Raw genomic sequence first — 16397 nt, forward strand, 5'->3', positions numbered from 1 at the left:
CGGAGCGATCATGCTGGCCTACGCACTGAGGCGCACGTTGTGGGCGGTGCCGACGATCCTCGCGGTCATCACCGTCTGCTACCTGCTGCTGCATTTCACGCCCGGCGGCCCGTTCGATACGGAGAAGCAGTTGTCCGCCGCGACGCTCGCGAACCTGAACGCGAAGTACCACCTCGACGAGCCGCTGTGGAAGCAGTACCTGCTGTATCTCGGCTCGCTGCTGCACGGCGATCTCGGCCCGTCGTTCCGTTACGTCGACTGGTCGGTGAACGATCTCGTGAAGAAGGCGCTGCCCGTGAGCCTCGGCGTGGGCGGCGTGTCGATCCCGATCTCGATCGTGCTCGGCGTGCTGCTCGGCACCGTCGCGGCCGTGCGCCGCGACAGCGTGATCGACCGCTTCGTGATGCTGATCGGCAACTTCGGCAACGTCGTGCCGCCGTTCGTGCTCGGTCCCGTCATGGTGTGGATCTTCGCGATCCTGCTGAAGACGTCGGAAGGCAACGGCTGGCTGCCGGCCGGCGGCTGGGGCGACGGCGGGTGGCGGTACCGGCTGCTGCCGATCGCGCTGCTGACCCTCATCAACGTGTCGCTGCTCGCCCGCGTGATGCGCGGCTCGATGATCGAGACGCTGTCGAGCAACTACATCCGCACCGCACGCGCGAAGGGCCTGCCGGGCTCCACCATCGTGCTGCGCCACGCGCTGAAGCCCGCGCTGATGCCCGTCGTGTCGCTGTTCGGCACGGTCTGCATCACGTCGATCACGGCGGCCGTCGTCACCGAATCGGTGTTCGCGCTGCCGGGCCTCGGGCAACTCGTCGTGAACGGCGCCATCAACCGCGACTACACGCTGGTGCTCGGCCTCGTCGTGCTGACGACCGTCTGCGCGGTGCTGTTCAACCTGCTGGTCGACCTCGCGTACGCGTGGCTCGATCCGCGCATCCGTTATTGAGCGAGGCACAGCGATGACTCCGACCACTCCCGTCGTCGGCCTGCCCGTGCAGACCGATTCGCCGCCGCGTTCGCGCTCGCCGCTCGAGCTCGCGTTCGCGCGCTTCCTTCACAACCGCGCGGCGCTGTTCAGCCTCGTGCTGCTCGCGCTGATCACGCTCGCGTGCTTCGTCGGCCCGTGGCTGCTCGCGGCCGATCCCGCCGCGAGCGACTGGGGCGCGATCAGCCTGCCGCCGACCTGGGCGAACCAGCACTGGTTCGGCACCGACGAGCTCGGCCGCGACCTGCTCGTGCGCACGCTGATCGGCGGCCGCGTATCGATCGAGGTCGGCCTGCTCGGCACGCTCGTGTCGGGCCTGTTCGGCGTCGCGTGGGGCGCGACCGCGGGCTTCGCGGGCGGCCGCGTCGACTCCGTGATGATGCGCATCGTCGACATGATGTACGCGATCCCGTACCTGCTGATCGCGATCCTGATGATGACCCTGTTCGGCCGCTCGTTCATGCTGGTCGTGCTGACCATCAGCGCGTTCTCGTGGATCGACATGGCGCGCGTCGTGCGCGGCCAGACGCTGTCGCTGCGCAACCGCGAGTTCGTCGATGCGGCACGCGCGATCGGCGTGTCGCCGGCGTCGATCGTGCTGCGCCACGTCGTGCCGAACCTGCTCGGCGTGGTCGTCGTGTACGCGACGGTCTCGGTGCCGAACATCGTGCTGACCGAATCGGTGCTGTCGTTCCTCGGCCTCGGCGTGCAGGAACCGATGACGAGCTGGGGCGTGCTGATCCAGGACGGCGCGCAGAAACTGGAATCGATGCCGTGGCTGCTGCTGGCTCCGGCCGTCATGCTGTGCGTGACGCTCTACTGCGTGAACTTCGTCGGCGACGGCCTGCGTGACGCGCTCGACCCGAAGGATCGCTGAAATGGCTGCTTTGCTGGAAGTGGAAAACCTCGGCGTGCGCTTCACGCGCAAGGATGCGCCGCCGATCGACGCCGTCAACGGCGTGTCGTTCTCGCTCGAAGCCGGCAAGACGCTCGGCATCGTCGGCGAATCGGGCTCGGGCAAGAGCCAGACCGTGATGGCGCTGCTCGGCCTCCTGGCCGGCAACGGCACGACGACGGGCACCGCGCGCTACCGCGGCGACAACCTGCTCGACATGGATACGCGCGCATTGAACGCGGTGCGCGGCGACCGGATCGCGATGATCTTCCAGGATCCGATGACGTCGCTCAATCCGTTCCTGACGATCGAGCGGCAGATGACCGAGACGCTGCAGCTGCATCGCAAGCTGTCGCGCAAGGAAGCGATCAAGCGCGCGATCGAGGCGCTCGAATCGGTGCGCATTCCCGACGCGGCGCGCCGCATCCGCATGTATCCGCACGAGTTCTCGGGCGGCATGCGGCAGCGCGTGATGATCGCGATGGCGCTGCTCTCCGAGCCGGAAATCCTGATCGCCGACGAGCCGACCACCGCGCTCGACGTGACCGTGCAGGCGCAGATCATCGACCTGCTGCGCGAACTGAACCGCGAGCGCGGCACCGCGATCGTGCTGATCACGCACGACATGGGCGTGGTCGCCGGCCTCGCGGACGACGTGATGGTCATGTACGCGGGCCGCACCGTGGAATACGCGCCGGCCGACTCGATCTTCGCGGCGCCGTCGCATCCGTACACGATCGGCCTGCTCAACGCGCTGCCGCGCCTGACCGACGCGGACGATGCGCCGCTCGTCGCGATTCCCGGCAACCCGCCGATGCCCGGCACCGCGCCGGCCGGCTGCGCGTTCGCGAAGCGCTGCACGTATGCGGAAGAACGCTGCGGCGCCGCGCGCCCGGCGCTCGAAACCTATGGCGCCGCGGGCGCGGTGCGCGCATGCCACCGCCCCGTGGCCGATCTGACGGGAGGCCTGCGATGAGCGTCGATGAACGCCGCGAAGCCGGCGGGACGGACGACACGCTGCTGTCCGTCGAGAATCTGAAGGTGCATTTCCGCGTGCCGCTCGGCGGCTATCCATGGTCGCCGAAGGGCACGTTGCGCGCCGTCGACGGCGTGTCGTTCGACGTGAAGCGCGGCGAGACGGTCGGGCTCGTCGGCGAATCGGGCTGCGGGAAGTCGACGCTCGCGCGCGCATTGATCGGCCTCGTGCCGATGACGGACGGCACCGTGAAATGGCGCGGCCAGGCCGTGGCGCCCGATCACCTGCGCGGTACCGCGATGCGGCGCGAAGTGCAGATGATCTTCCAGGATCCGCTCGCGTCGCTCGATCCGCGCATGACGATCGAGCAGGTCGTCGCCGAGCCGCTCGTCACGCACCAGGCCGGCCTCGGCCGCGCCGAAGTGCGCCGCCGCGTGGTGACGATGCTCGAACGCGTGGGCCTGAACGCGCATCACCTGCTGCGTTATCCGCATGAATTTTCCGGCGGGCAGTGCCAGCGCGTCGGCATCGCGCGTGCGCTCATCAGCGAGCCGAAGCTCGTGATCTGCGACGAACCCGTATCGGCGCTCGACGTGTCGATCCAGGCGCAGATCGTCAACCTGTTGCGCGATCTGCAACGCGAACTGTCGTTGTCCTATCTGTTCGTCGCGCACGACCTGGCGGTGGTGAAGGCCATCAGCCAGCGCGTGCTCGTGATGTATCTCGGCCGCGTGATGGAGTTCGGCACGCGGCATGACGTGTACGGCGTGCCGCAGCACCCGTACACGAAGGCGCTGCTCGATGCGGCGCCGACGCCGGAGCCGGCGCGCGAGCGTGCTCGCCGTCCGATGCTGCTGGCGGGCGAGATGCCCTCGCCGCTGAACCCGCCGTCCGGCTGCGCGTTCCGCACGCGCTGCCCGGTCGCGATCGACGCGTGCGCGCAGGACGTGCCGCTGCCGGAAGTGCGGCAGGGGTCGGCTGCGCGCGTCGCATGCATCCGCGCGGGCGCGGCGTGCTGAAGTGACACAGCAAATATAACCAAGGCAGGTCAACAGGGGTAGGTGCGGCGCGAACGATCTTCGCGCCGCGGGTACAGGCGCGTCCTTAGCGGGGCTCGCCGGGGGGCCGGGAGCGGATCGCAACCGGTGTGGACGATATCAACACAAGACGAGAATTACGATGAAAAAGCAGAAAAAGATCGGGCCGGCATCGAAGATGCTGCTTGCCTGGGGACTGCCGGCGCTCGCCGGTGTATCGCTGACGGGCGTCGCGCACGCCGACGACGCGGCCCCCGCGCCGCTGACGGTCGCGCAGGCCGCACCGGCTTCGACCGGCACGACGGTTGCGCAGGCAACGACCCCGAACGCCATTATCAACGCGGAAGCGACCCAGGCCGTCACGCCGCCGGACGAACCGTCGGCCCAGTCGAAGTCGAACGGCTTCATCGCCGACAGCCATCTCGACTTCCTGTTCCGCAACTATGCGGACGTGCTCGACGCCAAGGGCGGGCCGCATCGCCACGCGTGGGTCCAGGGCGCGATGGCGAACTTCGAGTCGGGCTACACGACCGGCCTGATCGGGATCGGCTTCGACGCGTCGTTGTATGCGGCGCTGAAGCTCGACGGCGGCCAGGGCGCCGGCAGCATGGTGCACATCGCGAAGGGCGGCGGCGGCGGCAACCAGCTTGCGTGGGCCTATCCGGGCATCTACGACGTCAAGGCGCGCATCTCGAACACGGTGGTCAAGTACGGTCTGCAGGCCGTCGACAACCCGTTCATGGAGCAGCACGACAACCGTGCGCTGCCGCCGACGTTCCTCGGCGCGACGCTCGTCAGCAATGAATTCAAGAACGTGATGCTCGAGGCCGGCAGCTTCACGAAGACCGACGCGCGCGGCCATACGACGCTCACCAACCTGACGACGCAATACGGCGGCACGCGCATCAATCGCCTGTCGTATGTCGGCGGCACGTGGGACTACTCGCCGAACGGCGAAGTCGCGCTGTACGCGAACCAGGCCGACGACGTGTGGCACCAGTACTACGCGTCGGTGAAGCACAGCATCGGCAGCCCGCAGACGATCAAGTGGACGGGCTTCGGCAACGTCTACTCGACGCACGACACGGGCGATGCACTGCAGGGCAAGATCAACAACAACGCGTACAGCCTGTCGCTGGCCGCGCAGCACGGCCCGCACGAGCTGCTGCTCGGCTTCCAGCAGGTGCTCGGCGACCAGTTCTTCGACTACCTGAACGAAACGAACGGCATCTTCCTGACCAACTCGATGGACGTCGACTACAACGCGCCGCACGAAAAATCGCTGCAGCTGCGTTACACGTTCTACGGCAAGGAAGCGGGCCTGCCGGGCTTCAAGGCGATGGTGTGGGGCGTGACCGGCTGGGGCGCGGACGGCAGCGCGGGCGCGGCGAACGACCCGAGCAAGTCGAGCATCTACTGGAGCAACGGCGCGCCGGTGCAGGGCCGTCACCACGAGTTCGGCTTCATCCCGTCGTACACGTTCCAGAGCGGCAAGCTGAAGAACACGAAGGTCACGTTCATCGCGATGTGGCACAACGGCTCGGCACACTACTCGGACGCGTCGAACACCGAGTACCGTCTGGTCGTGAACCTGCCGCTGCACGCGTTCTGACGGAAGGGGGCGCAAGGCCCCCTGTCGCGCACGGCCGGCCTGCGATCGGTGCGATCAGGCTGGCTTGTGCCATCCCGCGACCGGATCGTTCGCCGCGGGTGGTTCTTCCACGAGCGACGTGAGCTGGCGGCCCGTATCGCGCCATGCGTCGAGGCCGCCGCGCAATGCGAGCGCATCGGTGAAGCCTGCATCGAGCAGGCGCTTCGCCATCAGCGCGGCCGTCACTTCGTTCGGGCACGAACAATACACGACGAACTTCTGCGTGAGCGGATAACGCGCGACGATGTCGCCGATCTGGCGCTCGTCGGCGAACTGCGCACCGGGAATCGTGAACGGGTCGAGCTTGCGATGTTCGGGCGAGCGGACGTCCAGCACCACCGGGGCGGCGGCGTCGCGCAGCATCACGTCGAGTTCGTCGACGCCGATCCGCGCGTTCGCGAGCTGGCGGATCAGCGCGCGGCGGCGCATCCACCGCACGGCCGCATAGATCGCGAGCAGCGCGACGATGACCAGCAGCACCGCGCGGCCGAGGCGGCTCGCGCCGGCGAACAGCCAGTCGATCTGCCGGTAGAACACGAGGCCGGCCAAGAGCCCGACGATCGTCCACAGCGCGGCGCCGAGCGCGTCGTAGCCGGCGAACGTGCGATAGCGCGTGCCGAGCGCGCCGGCCATCGGCACCGACACCAGCGACAACCCCGGAATGAAACGCGCGACCGCGAGCACGCGCACGCCGTAGCGGCCGAAGAAGCGCTCGGTCTTTTTCACGCAGGTATCGCGCGACAGCGACAGCCGGCAGATCGTCTTCAGCGTCGTGCCGCCGTAACGCCGCCCGGCGACGTACCAGACCGTGTCGCCGATCAGCGCGCCGAGCACCGACAGCGCCACCACCGTCACGAGCTGCGAGCCGATCATCGCCGGATGCATCGCGGACATCGCGCCGAACAGCACGAGCGTCGGCATCGCCGGCACCGGCAGGCCGATGGCCGCGGCGAGCACGTTGGCGAACACGAGAAGCGGCCCGTATTGGGCGACGAGGTCACGGAGCATGACGGCTGGCCGAAAAGGAAACGCGTGGGCAGGGAAAGCAGATGGGCCGATTATCGGCCTTTTTCAAGACAGCGGCGGGAATGACGCGAAGCGCCTGACGGCGGCAGGGGGATACAGGTGAGCCGGCGCGTTGCACGCGGCTCACCGTTCGACATCAGGAGGGCGTGCGGGCGAGCGAGGCGGCGCCGTGGTTTTCGCCGGGCAGCTCGGCGCCGTGCGAGCGGATCGCCGCGATCAGTTCGGCCGGGGTGATCTCGTAGCGGACCTCGCGGTGGATGCCGGGCTTGCGTTCGTCAATTTCGATCAGCAGCACGCTCTTGCCGTCGCCGGTCGCTTCCAGCCGGAGCGAGCGCAGTTCGCGGCCGTCGGCCGCGTCGTGTTCGGTGAGCAGGGTCATTGCCCCGGATGAGCCGGTAGTGCGCATCGAACCTATCCTCGTATCGTGTCGTGGATGCCGGAGCGGCAAAGATGTCTTTGTTGAATACAGCTTGATGCAGTTTAACGCGAACGGGCCGCGACACGGAGCATTTTCGTCGGTGCGAAATGAGGGCTGCACCACCGATCCTTCTGATGTTTGAGCCGCGCCGGGCGGGCGTCTCCGCCCGCTCGGGCACCGGCCGAAACCGGTGCCCGAGCGGCGTTCGGGGCCACGCCGGCGCGGGCGGCCGCACACGTTGCGCCGCGCGTCGCCGCGGCGTCAGAAGCGGTCGGCGAGCCCCATCGCCGGGTCGCTGACCGAGTGGCGGCCGGTTTCCACGCGGCCGGCCACGCGGCGCGAAAAGCTCGCGTCGCTGTCGGCGGTGACGATGAAGTCATACCAATGGCCGGTCGAATCGAGCTTCCAGTGCAGTTCGGACTGGTCGCCGGCGCGTACCGTGACGCTCCACGTGGTGCCGGCGCCGGTGCCGTGACCGTTTTCGTGGCCATGACCGTGATCGTCGTTCCCGCCGCGCGCGGACAGCGGCCCGTACACCTGGTTCGACTTCACCGTGAAGCGCACCGTGCCGCCGCCGTCGTTGCGCAGCCGCAGGTGGAGGTTGCCGCTCGCGCCCGCATAGCCGACGCGTACTTCCGGATGCGGCGCGCCCGCCCCGGCCACGCGGCTCAGGTCGCCGGTGAAGCGGCGGTGATAGCCGTTCGGGCCGAGCACCCACAGGTCATATTTACCGCCGTCGTCGGCGCGCGCGGCCCAGTCGCCGTGCAGCGTCTTGCTCGGCTCGACGACGTAGCGCCGCGGCAGCCGGTCGAGATGCAGCTTGTCGTAGACGTGAAACACGGCGGCGGCGCGACCCGTGTTCGCGAACTTCAGCGTGACCGTGCCCGCGCCGGCATCGGTGCGCGCGCTCGCGTGCAGTTCGTACGGCAACGCGCGCGACGGGCGCACGCCGGCCGCCTGCGTCGGCAGCGCGGGCGTGGCGGGCGGCACGATCTTCGGCGCGGCTTGCTGCGCGGCGCTCAGCGCGTCGACCTGGCTTTTCGTCGTCCGGCCCGCGAGCGTCGGCAGCGGCTCGTCGTTCGGCGTGCGGAAATTGAACGCGCTCGTCAGGTCGCCGCACACCGCGCGGCGGTACGCGCCGATCTGCGGCTCCGCGACGCCGAAGCGCTGCTCGAGGAAGCGCAGCGTCGACGTATGGTCGAACACTTGCGAATTGACCCAGCCGCCGCGGCTCCACGGCGACACGATCCACATCGGCACGCGCGGGCCCGGGCCGTACGGACGGCCGTCGATGGCCGGCTGGCTCGACGTGGCCGGCGTGAAGTCGTGGTACTCGACCGCGACGTCGGCGGCCGACAGCGTATGGCCGCCCGCGAGCGTGCCGTCGGCGTTGCGCGACGGCGCGGCCGGCGACGGCATGTGGTCGAAGAAGCCGTCGTTCTCGTCGTAGTTGACCAGCAGCACGGTCTTGCTCCAGACCTCCGGGTTCGCGGTCAGCGCGTCGAGCACGGCCTGCACGTACCAGCCGCCCTGCGCGGGGCTCGACGGGCCCGGGTGTTCGCTGTACGCGGACGGCGGGATGATCCACGACACTTCCGGCAGCTTGCCGTTGCGGATGTCGTCGCGCAACGTTTCGAGAAAGCCGTACGGCATCGTGTTGCCGAAGCCTTTCGCGAGCGGGCTCAGCGGGTCGTCGATCGCCGGGTCGTAGAACGCGCCGGCCGCCGTCACCGGCTGCGTGATGTCGGTCGACGCGACGTACGCGGGCCGGCGCGCGGCCGGCATCTGCTCGATGGCCGCGCGCCAGTGGCGGAAGCTCATCATCTCGTTGCAGCCGAAGTTGTCGATCAGGCTCTGATAGACCTTCCAGCTCACGCCGGCCTGTTGCAGCCGGTCGGCATAGGTCGTCCAGGTCCAGCCCTGGCTCGACGGGCCGATGTCGTTGCCGCCGTTGAACTGGTTGTTCAGCGCGGCGATCTTCACGCGATTGCCGTCGGCCGGGCTGATGCCGTTCGGCCCGTTGGTGCCGCTCCAGTAGAACAGGCGGTTCGCGATCGTGCCCGTGTGCATCCCGCAGTGGTAGTGGTCGCACAGCGTGAACGCATCGGCGAGCGCGCGCTGGAACGGCACTTCGGCCGCGTCGTAATAGCCCATCGACAGCGGCGTCTTCGCGTCGGGCCAGCGGTTCATCCGGCCGTGGTCCCACGCGGCCTGCGCGTCGGCCCACGTGTGCGGCGTGCCGCCCGCGCGCTGCGCGTTGCCCTGACGCGCGTCGAGGTGATACGGCGTCACGGTCGCGGCGGGCGTCGCCTTCGTGTACGTCTGGTAGAACACGTCGCGGCCGTTCGGCGACGGCACCGCGAAGCGGTCGCCGTAACCGCGCACGCCCTTGAACGTGCCGAAGTAGCTGTCGAACGCGCGGTTCTCCATCATCAGCAGCACGACGTGCTTGACGTCCTGGATGGTCCCCGCCTCGTGGAAGGCGGGAATGGCCAGCGCGCGGCGGATGCTCGGCGGAAACGCGGACAGCGCGGCGGCGGCGAGGCCGGAACCGGCGGTCTGCTGAAGGAATTTGCGGCGTGACGTCATGGCGGTCGGATCCTGTGAGGGTGGGAGCGTTCGTGCGTTCGTCTGGCGGTGCCCGGGGCGCCGTCCCGTCTCGGGACGATCCGCGATGCGTGCGCGTGCGGGGCATCGGCCGCGTGTCGCGGGCGGTGCGCGTATCGCGCCCGACGCACGACGTCGCGCGGATGCTGCGGCCTCGTCGTCGCGATCCACGCGCCGCGCGCTCGTGACGCGCGGGGCAGGTGTCGGCACACACCGGCCGGCGCATGCCGGGCCGGGGCGGCGCCCAGTCTAGGGGCGCGACATGACGGTGGCGTGATGAAGCAATGACATCGCATGTCGCGCACGTGACGTTGTGTGCGCAACGATTCGTTCACGTGCGGATGCGAGGTTGAAGGCGGTAAGAAATTACCGATCGGCGCAGGCGTGACCGGTCGGAATTTTCCGGATTTTCAGAGGCGGCGCGAGCGCGTTTCGTTGCGGATGCAACCTGACGTCAACCGGCGTGACACCCGTGTTTCAAATGCGTGAAATCGGCTAAGCTCGATGCGTTGCCGCGCGCCCGCGCGGTTCGCGCCCCGGCGCGACTTTTCGGAACCGGCCCACCCATGACCGATATCACGATCCGGCACAGCGAGACGCACGACGTCGACGCGATCCGGCAGATCGCCGCGCATCCCGCGGTGTACACGAATACGTTGCAGCATCCGTTTCCGTCGCTCGAAAAATGGCAGAAGCGGCTCGACCACGTGCGCGAGCACGGCGTGAGCCTCGTCGCCGAAATCGACGGCACGGTGGTCGGCCATCTCGGCCTGCATCCCGAGCCGAACCCCCGCCGGCGCCACGCGGCGGCGCTCGGCATGATGGTCGACGCCGCGCGCCACGGGCACGGCATCGGCGGCCGGCTGCTCGCGGCCGCGATCGATCTCGCGGAGAACTGGCTGAACATCTCGCGTCTCGAGCTGACCGTGTTCACCGACAACCGTGCGGCGATCGCGCTCTACGAGAAACACGGTTTTCGTATCGAGGGAGAAGCGCCGGATTACGCGTTGCGCGACGGCGTGCATGTGTCCGTGTATCACATGGCGCGGATCAAGACGCGGCAATGAAGGGCCGGCCGTCACGGACGTGACGGCACGCGCGGCCGCGGCGCCGCACGTCATATCCAATCGAGAATTCGTTCGTTTTCCTTCGGCGGTACCCGTCGTATCGTCGAACGATTTGCCGGTCGTTGCGGCCGGCTTCGCTTTTCCGTATCGATGCATGCGCGGCGCGACATGTCGGCCGGCCTCGTCGTTATCGCTTCACGGCCTTCGTTGCGTGCGCGGCATCGCCCTGAAACCGTCTTTTTCAACGGAACCCGCTTCGATGAAAACCGTTCTCCGCAATCTCGCCGCCGCCTGCCTGTTCGCCGCCGCCGGTGCGGCGCTTGCCGCTGCCGCGCCCGCGGGCGCGCCGGTGGCGAGCGCATCGTCCGACGGCGCGCGTCTGCCGCCCGGCATCGCGTGGCAACACGGCGACGTCGATGCCGCATTCGCGCTCGCGAAGCGCGAGGGCAAGCCGCTGCTGCTGTACTGGGGCGCGGTATGGTGCCCGTCGTGCAACCAGGTGAAGTCGACCATCTTCAGCCAGCAGGCATTCAAGACGCGCTCGTCGTTCTTCGTGCCCGTGTATCTCGACGGCGATACCGAGAGCGCGCAGAAGCTCGGCGAGCGCTTCAAGGTGCACGGCTATCCGACGATGATCCTGTTCCGCCCCGACGGCACCGAAGTGACGCGGCTGCCGGGCGAAGCCGATCTCGATCGCTACATGCAGGCGCTGTCGCTCGGGATGACGGCCGCGCATCCGGTGCGGCAGACGCTCGCGACGGCGCTGAAGAACGGCGCGTCGCTGACACCGGACGAATGGCGCCTGCTGGCCGACTATTCGTGGGATACCGACGGCGCGTTGCCGGTGCCGGCCGATCGCGTTGCCGAGACGCTGCAGTCGCTCGCGCAACGCGCGCGGGCGGCCGGTGCGAAACCCGAAGCGGCGCGCTTCGCGTTGAAGTCGGCGGTGGTCGCCGCGTCGGACGACCCGACGCAGGCCGGTGCGCTCGACAAGGCCGCGCTGGCCGATTCGCTGCGCACGGTGCTGCACGATCCCGCGCTGTCGCGGGCCGATTCGGACGTGCTGGTCGCGGCGCCCGCGCGCGTGGTCGCGTATCTTGGCGGCGACGATGCCCAGCGCACGCGGTTGCGCGGCGCGTACGACACGGCGCTGGCGCGCCTGTCGACCGACACCACGCTGTCGTCGATCGACCGGCTGATGGCGCTGCACGGCCGCGTGCTGCTCGCGCGCGGCGACGCGCGCAAGGGCACCGCGCCCGCCGCACCGGCGCTGGCCGACACCGCGCGCAGGCAGATCGCCGCGTCGGTGCAGGGCGCGGCGAACGCGTACGAGCGGCAGGCGCTCGTCAGCGAAGCCGCGGACACGCTGACCGACGCCGGACTGTACGACGAATCCGATGCGTTGCTGAAGGCCGAGCTGCCGCGTTCGTCCACGCCGTATTACTTCATGTCCGGGCTGGCCGCGAACGCGAAAGCGCGCGGCGACAAGGCGGCGGCGCTCGACTGGTATCGCAAGGCGTACGATGCGGCGAGCGGGCCGGCGACCAAGCTGCGCTGGGGCGCGACCTACTTCGCGAATGCGGTTGAACTGGCGCCGGACGATGCGGCGCGCATCGAAGGGATTGCCGCCCGTGTGCTCGCGCAGGCCGACAAGACCCGCGACGCGTTCTACGGCGCGAACCTGCGCGCGCTCACCAAGGTCGTCACGCAACTGAACCGCTGGCGCAGCAGCGGCGCGCACGAAGCGTCGGTCAAGGCGGTCGTCAAGCAGTTCGACGGCGTGTGCGGGAAGCTGCCTGCCGGCGATCCGCAGGCAGCGGCTTGCGCGAAGCTGATCCAGCCCGTGAAGGCGTAGCGATACGCGGAGGCATCGCAGAGCGGGCGGGGCGAGCCGTTACCGGCCCGATTCCGACGATGCACCGCGGTCGCTGCCGTATCCGGCGTCGTGCTGGCGGGCGATCTTCGCTTCGGCGGACACGATGCTGGCCGGATAGAACCAGTCGCTCGGCTGGAAGCCGGCCTGCTTGAGCGCCTTGACTTCGGCGTGGACCTGCGCGCGCGTGAGCGGCGGGTTCGACTGGGCCTGTGCGGCGAACGGGGCCGAGACGGCCAGGGCGATGGCAACGGCTTGGATCAGGCGCTTCATGATCGGGACTCCACGATTTTGGTGAATCGCGGCGCTTCGTTCGTCGAAGCGCCGCGAGACGCTGAAATCAGTGTAGGCCGCGGCGGACGCGCGAAAAATGCGATCGCGCCCAACGCAGTGTTTTGCTGCCGGTAACAATGGGGGCGCACGGGCCGACGCCGCGTAATGGCCCGGGTGGACCCGGGGCCCAAGGCGGCCGCCGCCCACGCGCGTGCAAGCGCGGCGGCATGGATCTGGCCTGATTCGGCGGGCGGGGAAATGAAATCGGACCGGATGCGCATGCCGGAATCCGTTCCGGCGCGCATGCGGTCCGATTTTTCGAAAGGCGAGGCAGGCGGCGCATGAAGCGCCGCCTCGATGCCGAGGCTTACACGAGCCCCGTCGCGTAGTAGACGGCGATCACGAAGAACACCGCGAGCGTCTTGATGACGGTCACCGCGAAGATGTCGCGATACGACTCGCGGTGCGTGAGGCCCGTGACCGCGAGCAGCGTGATGACCGCGCCGTTGTGCGGCAGCGTGTCCATGCCGCCGCTTGCCATCGCGACGACCCGGTGCAGCACGTCCATCGGGATGTTGGCTGCCTGTGCGCCCTTGATGAACAGATCCGACATCGCGGCGAGCGCGATGCTCATGCCGCCCGACGCCGAGCCCGTGATGCCGGCGAGCGAGCTGACCGACACGGCCGCGTTGACGAGCGGGTTCGGGATGCTCTTCAGCGCATCGCTGACGACGAGGAAGCCCGGCAGCGCGGCGATCACGCCGCCGAAGCCGTATTCCGACGCGGTGTTCATCGCGGCGAGCAGCGCGCCGGCGACAGCGGCCTTGGAGCCGGTCGCGAAGCGGTCGCTGACACGCTTGAATGCCGTCAGCACGACCAGCACGATACCGAGCAGCAGCGCGGCCTCGACCGACCAGATCGCGACGACGGTCTTGATCGACGTCGTGACCGGCGCGTGCACGCCCGGCAGCACTTCCGGCGCGACCGTGTACGACGCGGCGCCGTACCACTGCGGAATCAGCTTCGTGAACGCGAAGTTCGACACGCCGACGAGGATCAGCGGCAGGATCGCCAGCGCGGGATGCGGCAGCGCCTTCGCCTCGACGCGTTCCGGCTCGTTGACGAGCGACGTGCCGTAGCCTTCGCCCTTCGCCATCGCCGAACGGCGGCGCCATTCGAGATACGCGAGGCCGACGGCGATGATGAACAGCGAGCCGATCGTGCCGAGCGCGGGCGCGGCCCAGGCGGTCGTCTTGAAGAACGTGGTCGGGATGATGTTCTGGATCTGCGGCGTGCCGGGCAGCGAATCCATCGTGAACGAGAACGCGCCGAGTGCGATCGCGCCCGGCATCAGCCGTTTCGGGATGTTGCTCTGGCGATAGAGTTCGGCCGCGAACGGGTAGACCGCGAACACCACGACGAACAGCGACACGCCGCCATAGGTGAGCAGCGCACACACCGCGACGATCACCGCATTCGCGCGCGAGCGGCCGATGTAGCGGATCGCCGCATGGACGATCGACTCGGAGAACCCGGACAGTTCGATCACCTTGCCGAACACGGCGCCGAGCATGAAGACCGGGAAATACAGTTTGACGAAGCCGACCATCTTCTCCATGAAGATGCCGGAGAAGACCGGCGCGACGGCGGCGGGTTCGGTCAGCAGCACCGCGCCGAGCGCGGCGATCGGCGCGAACAGGATCACGCTGTAGCCGCGATACGCGGCGAACATCAGGAACGCCAGCGCGGCGAGGACGATCACGAAAGACAAGGGAGTCTCCTAATGGCTTTGGTTGTTGTTCGATCGCGCGACGCGCCGCGGACCGGCTCAGGTTCGTGCAGGTTTCGTGCCATCGGCCGGATTGCGCCGCCGGACATGGGCCCGCCGACGGCCGGCGGGCCCGCGCCGGTGCAGGTCTGACGATTCTACATAAAACGTCTCCATCCGGAGACGTTTCGGCCATCCGGTCGACCCTCGAAATCGTGCAGGGCTTTCCCGGACATCGCATTGCGGCGTGTCTCCGGAGTGAGATAATCCGTCTCGTTCCGGAGACATCCGGCCGACGATACATGGAGACGAAGACACGATGATGAACGACTGGGCCCGCCTGCCCGTCAACTACGGCGACGTGCTGCGGCGCGCGGCCGAGTCGCTGTTCCGGACCTTCGAGGATTCGAGCGCGGGCACGGTGGTCGTCGATCGCGACGCGCGCGTCGTGTGGATGAACGAGCGTTACGCGGCACGCTTCGGTTTCGCCGACCCGCAGCAGGCCGTCGGCCTCGATTGCGAGGCCGTGATCCCGAACAGCCTGATGCGGGAGGTCGTGTCGACCGGGCAGCCGATCCTGCTCGACATCATGGAGACGGGCCGCGAACCGCTTGTCGTCACACGCCTGCCGTTGAAGAACGAGGCGGGCGAGACGGTCGGCGCGATCGGCTTCGCACTGTTCGACCAGTTGAAGACGCTCACGCCGATTTTTTCCCGCTACGCGCAGCTTCAGCAGCAGCTGATCGCGACGCAGCGCTCGCTCGCGCAGGCGCGCCGCGCGAAATACACGTTCGCGAGCTTCGTCGGCACCAGTGCCGCGAGCCTCGAGACCAAGCGCCAGGCGCGCCGCGCGGCGCAAGTCGATTCGCCGGTGCTGCTGCTCGGCGAGACGGGCACCGGCAAGGAACTGCTCGCCCATGCGATTCACGCGGCGTCGGCGCGTGCGCTCCAGCCGCTCGTGACCGTCAACGTCGCCGCGATTCCCGACACGCTGCTCGAAACCGAATTCTTCGGCGCGGCGCCCGGTGCGTATACCGGTGCCGATCGCAAGGGACGCGTCGGCAAGTTCGAGCTGGCCGATCGCGGCACGCTGTTTCTCGACGAGATCGGCGACATGCCGCTGCCGTTGCAGGGCAAGCTGCTGCGCGTGCTGCAGGACAAGGAGTTCGAGCCGGTCGGCTCGAACCGGATCGTGCGCGCGGACGTGCGCATCATCGCCGCCACGTCGGCCGACCTGCCGGCGCTCGTGGCGGCCGGGCGTTTTCGCGCGGATCTCTATTACCGGCTGAACGTGCTGACGATCCACGCGCCGCCGTTGCGCGAACGCGCGTCCGACATCGCGGCGCTCGTCTACGCGACGCTCGAGGAGCTGGCCGCCCAGCACGGGCGCGCCGCGCACTGCGAGCTGACCGACGATGCGTTGCGGATGCTGTGCGCGTATCCATGGCCCGGCAACGTGCGCGAGTTGCGCAATACGCTCGAACGCGCGCTGATGCTGTCGGATCGTTCGGTGATCGACGCGCGCGCGCTCGCGCCGTTTCTCGGGCCGGTGCGTGTCTCGCCGGACACCGCGGCACCCGCGCAGCGAGCGGGCGCGGTGCCGGCCGAGCAGCGCGCGGGCGACGCAGTGACGGCATCCGGTGCACCGGCCGCTTCGTATGCCGATGCACTGGCGGCGTGGGAGCGCCAGTTCCTGACCGATGCGCTGGCGGCTTGCAATGGAAAGGTGGTCGAAACGGCTGCGCGTATCGGCATCGGCCGCGCGACGCTGTACAAGAAGCTGGCGGCGCTCGGTATCGACCGGTAGGCCGACCGGCG

Annotated in this window: 13 protein-coding genes; 8 read left to right on the plus strand and 5 right to left on the minus strand. The window is 68.6% G+C overall.

Features of this window, described 5'->3' with window-relative positions:
* Window positions 1–10 precede the first annotated feature (10 nt).
* The 5 genes from HWX62_RS19790 to HWX62_RS19810 all read left to right on the plus strand — a co-directional run bounded on the left by HWX62_RS19790 (window position 11) and on the right by HWX62_RS19810 (window position 5508).
* Window positions 11–949, plus strand: a complete 939-nt coding sequence (locus tag HWX62_RS19790) for an ABC transporter permease subunit (protein WP_175931148.1) — start codon at window positions 11–13, stop codon at window positions 947–949.
* 13 nt (window positions 950–962) lie between these two features.
* Complete coding sequence (locus tag HWX62_RS19795) at window positions 963–1865, plus strand: ABC transporter permease subunit (protein ID WP_175931149.1); 903 nt, start codon at window positions 963–965, stop codon at window positions 1863–1865.
* Between the two features lies 1 nt (window position 1866).
* Window positions 1867–2859 carry an ABC transporter ATP-binding protein gene (locus HWX62_RS19800; protein ID WP_175931150.1) on the plus strand — a complete coding sequence of 331 codons (993 nt, stop codon included), beginning with the start codon at window positions 1867–1869 and terminating at the stop codon, window positions 2857–2859.
* Complete coding sequence (locus HWX62_RS19805; protein ID WP_175931151.1) at window positions 2856–3878, plus strand: oligopeptide/dipeptide ABC transporter ATP-binding protein; 1023 nt, start codon at window positions 2856–2858, stop codon at window positions 3876–3878. Before HWX62_RS19800 ends, HWX62_RS19805 begins: the two co-directional genes overlap by 4 nt.
* Before the next feature lie 160 nt (window positions 3879–4038).
* Window positions 4039–5508 (plus strand): OprD family porin, encoded by a 1470-nt coding sequence (locus HWX62_RS19810; RefSeq protein WP_175931152.1) that lies wholly within the window; start codon window positions 4039–4041, stop codon window positions 5506–5508.
* Between the two features lie 54 nt (window positions 5509–5562).
* Here HWX62_RS19810 and HWX62_RS19815 read toward each other — a convergent pair whose 3' ends face one another.
* The 3 genes from HWX62_RS19815 to HWX62_RS19825 all read right to left on the minus strand — a co-directional run bounded on the left by HWX62_RS19815 (window position 5563) and on the right by HWX62_RS19825 (window position 9580).
* On the minus strand, window positions 5563–6555 hold the full coding sequence (locus tag HWX62_RS19815; RefSeq protein WP_175931153.1) for a DedA family protein/thiosulfate sulfurtransferase GlpE: 993 nt from the start codon (window positions 6553–6555) through the stop codon (window positions 5563–5565).
* A gap of 154 nt (window positions 6556–6709) precedes the next feature.
* Window positions 6710–6979 (minus strand): hypothetical protein, encoded by a 270-nt coding sequence (locus tag HWX62_RS19820; protein ID WP_006480304.1) that lies wholly within the window; start codon window positions 6977–6979, stop codon window positions 6710–6712.
* Between the two features lie 273 nt (window positions 6980–7252).
* Window positions 7253–9580 carry a phospholipase C, phosphocholine-specific gene (locus HWX62_RS19825; protein WP_175931154.1) on the minus strand — a complete coding sequence of 776 codons (2328 nt, stop codon included), beginning with the start codon at window positions 9578–9580 and terminating at the stop codon, window positions 7253–7255.
* A 584-nt stretch (window positions 9581–10164) separates the two neighbouring features.
* On the opposite strand from HWX62_RS19825, the gene HWX62_RS19830 reads away from it, so the two are divergent.
* Together HWX62_RS19830 and HWX62_RS19835 are read left to right on the plus strand one after the other, a co-directional pair.
* Window positions 10165–10665 (plus strand): GNAT family N-acetyltransferase, encoded by a 501-nt coding sequence (locus HWX62_RS19830; protein ID WP_175931155.1) that lies wholly within the window; start codon window positions 10165–10167, stop codon window positions 10663–10665.
* 259 nt (window positions 10666–10924) lie between these two features.
* Window positions 10925–12520 carry a thioredoxin family protein gene (locus tag HWX62_RS19835; protein WP_175931156.1) on the plus strand — a complete coding sequence of 532 codons (1596 nt, stop codon included), beginning with the start codon at window positions 10925–10927 and terminating at the stop codon, window positions 12518–12520.
* Window positions 12521–12559: 39 nt separating this feature from the next.
* On the opposite strand, the gene HWX62_RS19840 is transcribed toward HWX62_RS19835, so the two are convergent.
* On the minus strand, window positions 12560–12811 hold the full coding sequence (locus tag HWX62_RS19840) for a DUF4148 domain-containing protein (protein ID WP_175931157.1): 252 nt from the start codon (window positions 12809–12811) through the stop codon (window positions 12560–12562).
* Window positions 12812–13178: 367 nt separating this feature from the next.
* Complete coding sequence (locus HWX62_RS19845) at window positions 13179–14582, minus strand: GntP family permease (RefSeq protein WP_175931158.1); 1404 nt, start codon at window positions 14580–14582, stop codon at window positions 13179–13181.
* 316 nt (window positions 14583–14898) lie between these two features.
* Between HWX62_RS19845 and HWX62_RS19850 the strand changes: the two genes are divergently transcribed.
* Window positions 14899–16386, plus strand: a complete 1488-nt coding sequence (locus tag HWX62_RS19850; RefSeq protein ID WP_175931159.1) for a sigma 54-interacting transcriptional regulator — start codon at window positions 14899–14901, stop codon at window positions 16384–16386.
* Window positions 16387–16397: the final 11 nt, after the last annotated feature.

It is taken from the genome of Burkholderia sp. BCC0506 (assembly GCF_902833145.1).
In the GTDB taxonomy this organism is placed as follows: Bacteria; Pseudomonadota; Gammaproteobacteria; order Burkholderiales; family Burkholderiaceae; genus Burkholderia.

Bases quoted from the DNA above. Each gene is read 5' to 3' on its own strand.
- HWX62_RS19790 (WP_175931148.1), top strand. From the start codon at position 11: ATGCTGGCCTACGCACTGAGGCGCACGTTGTGGGCGGTGCCGACGATC.
- HWX62_RS19795 (WP_175931149.1), top strand. From the start codon at position 963: ATGACTCCGACCACTCCCGTCGTCGGCCTGCCCGTGCAGACCGATTCG.
- HWX62_RS19800 (WP_175931150.1), top strand. From the start codon at position 1,867: ATGGCTGCTTTGCTGGAAGTGGAAAACCTCGGCGTGCGCTTCACGCGC.
- HWX62_RS19805 (WP_175931151.1), top strand. From the start codon at position 2,856: ATGAGCGTCGATGAACGCCGCGAAGCCGGCGGGACGGACGACACGCTG.
- HWX62_RS19810 (WP_175931152.1), top strand. From the start codon at position 4,039: ATGAAAAAGCAGAAAAAGATCGGGCCGGCATCGAAGATGCTGCTTGCC.
- HWX62_RS19815 (WP_175931153.1), bottom strand. From the start codon at position 6,555: ATGCTCCGTGACCTCGTCGCCCAATACGGGCCGCTTCTCGTGTTCGCC.
- HWX62_RS19820 (WP_006480304.1), bottom strand. From the start codon at position 6,979: ATGCGCACTACCGGCTCATCCGGGGCAATGACCCTGCTCACCGAACAC.
- HWX62_RS19825 (WP_175931154.1), bottom strand. From the start codon at position 9,580: ATGACGTCACGCCGCAAATTCCTTCAGCAGACCGCCGGTTCCGGCCTC.
- HWX62_RS19830 (WP_175931155.1), top strand. From the start codon at position 10,165: ATGACCGATATCACGATCCGGCACAGCGAGACGCACGACGTCGACGCG.
- HWX62_RS19835 (WP_175931156.1), top strand. From the start codon at position 10,925: ATGAAAACCGTTCTCCGCAATCTCGCCGCCGCCTGCCTGTTCGCCGCC.
- HWX62_RS19840 (WP_175931157.1), bottom strand. From the start codon at position 12,811: ATGAAGCGCCTGATCCAAGCCGTTGCCATCGCCCTGGCCGTCTCGGCC.
- HWX62_RS19850 (WP_175931159.1), top strand. From the start codon at position 14,899: ATGATGAACGACTGGGCCCGCCTGCCCGTCAACTACGGCGACGTGCTG.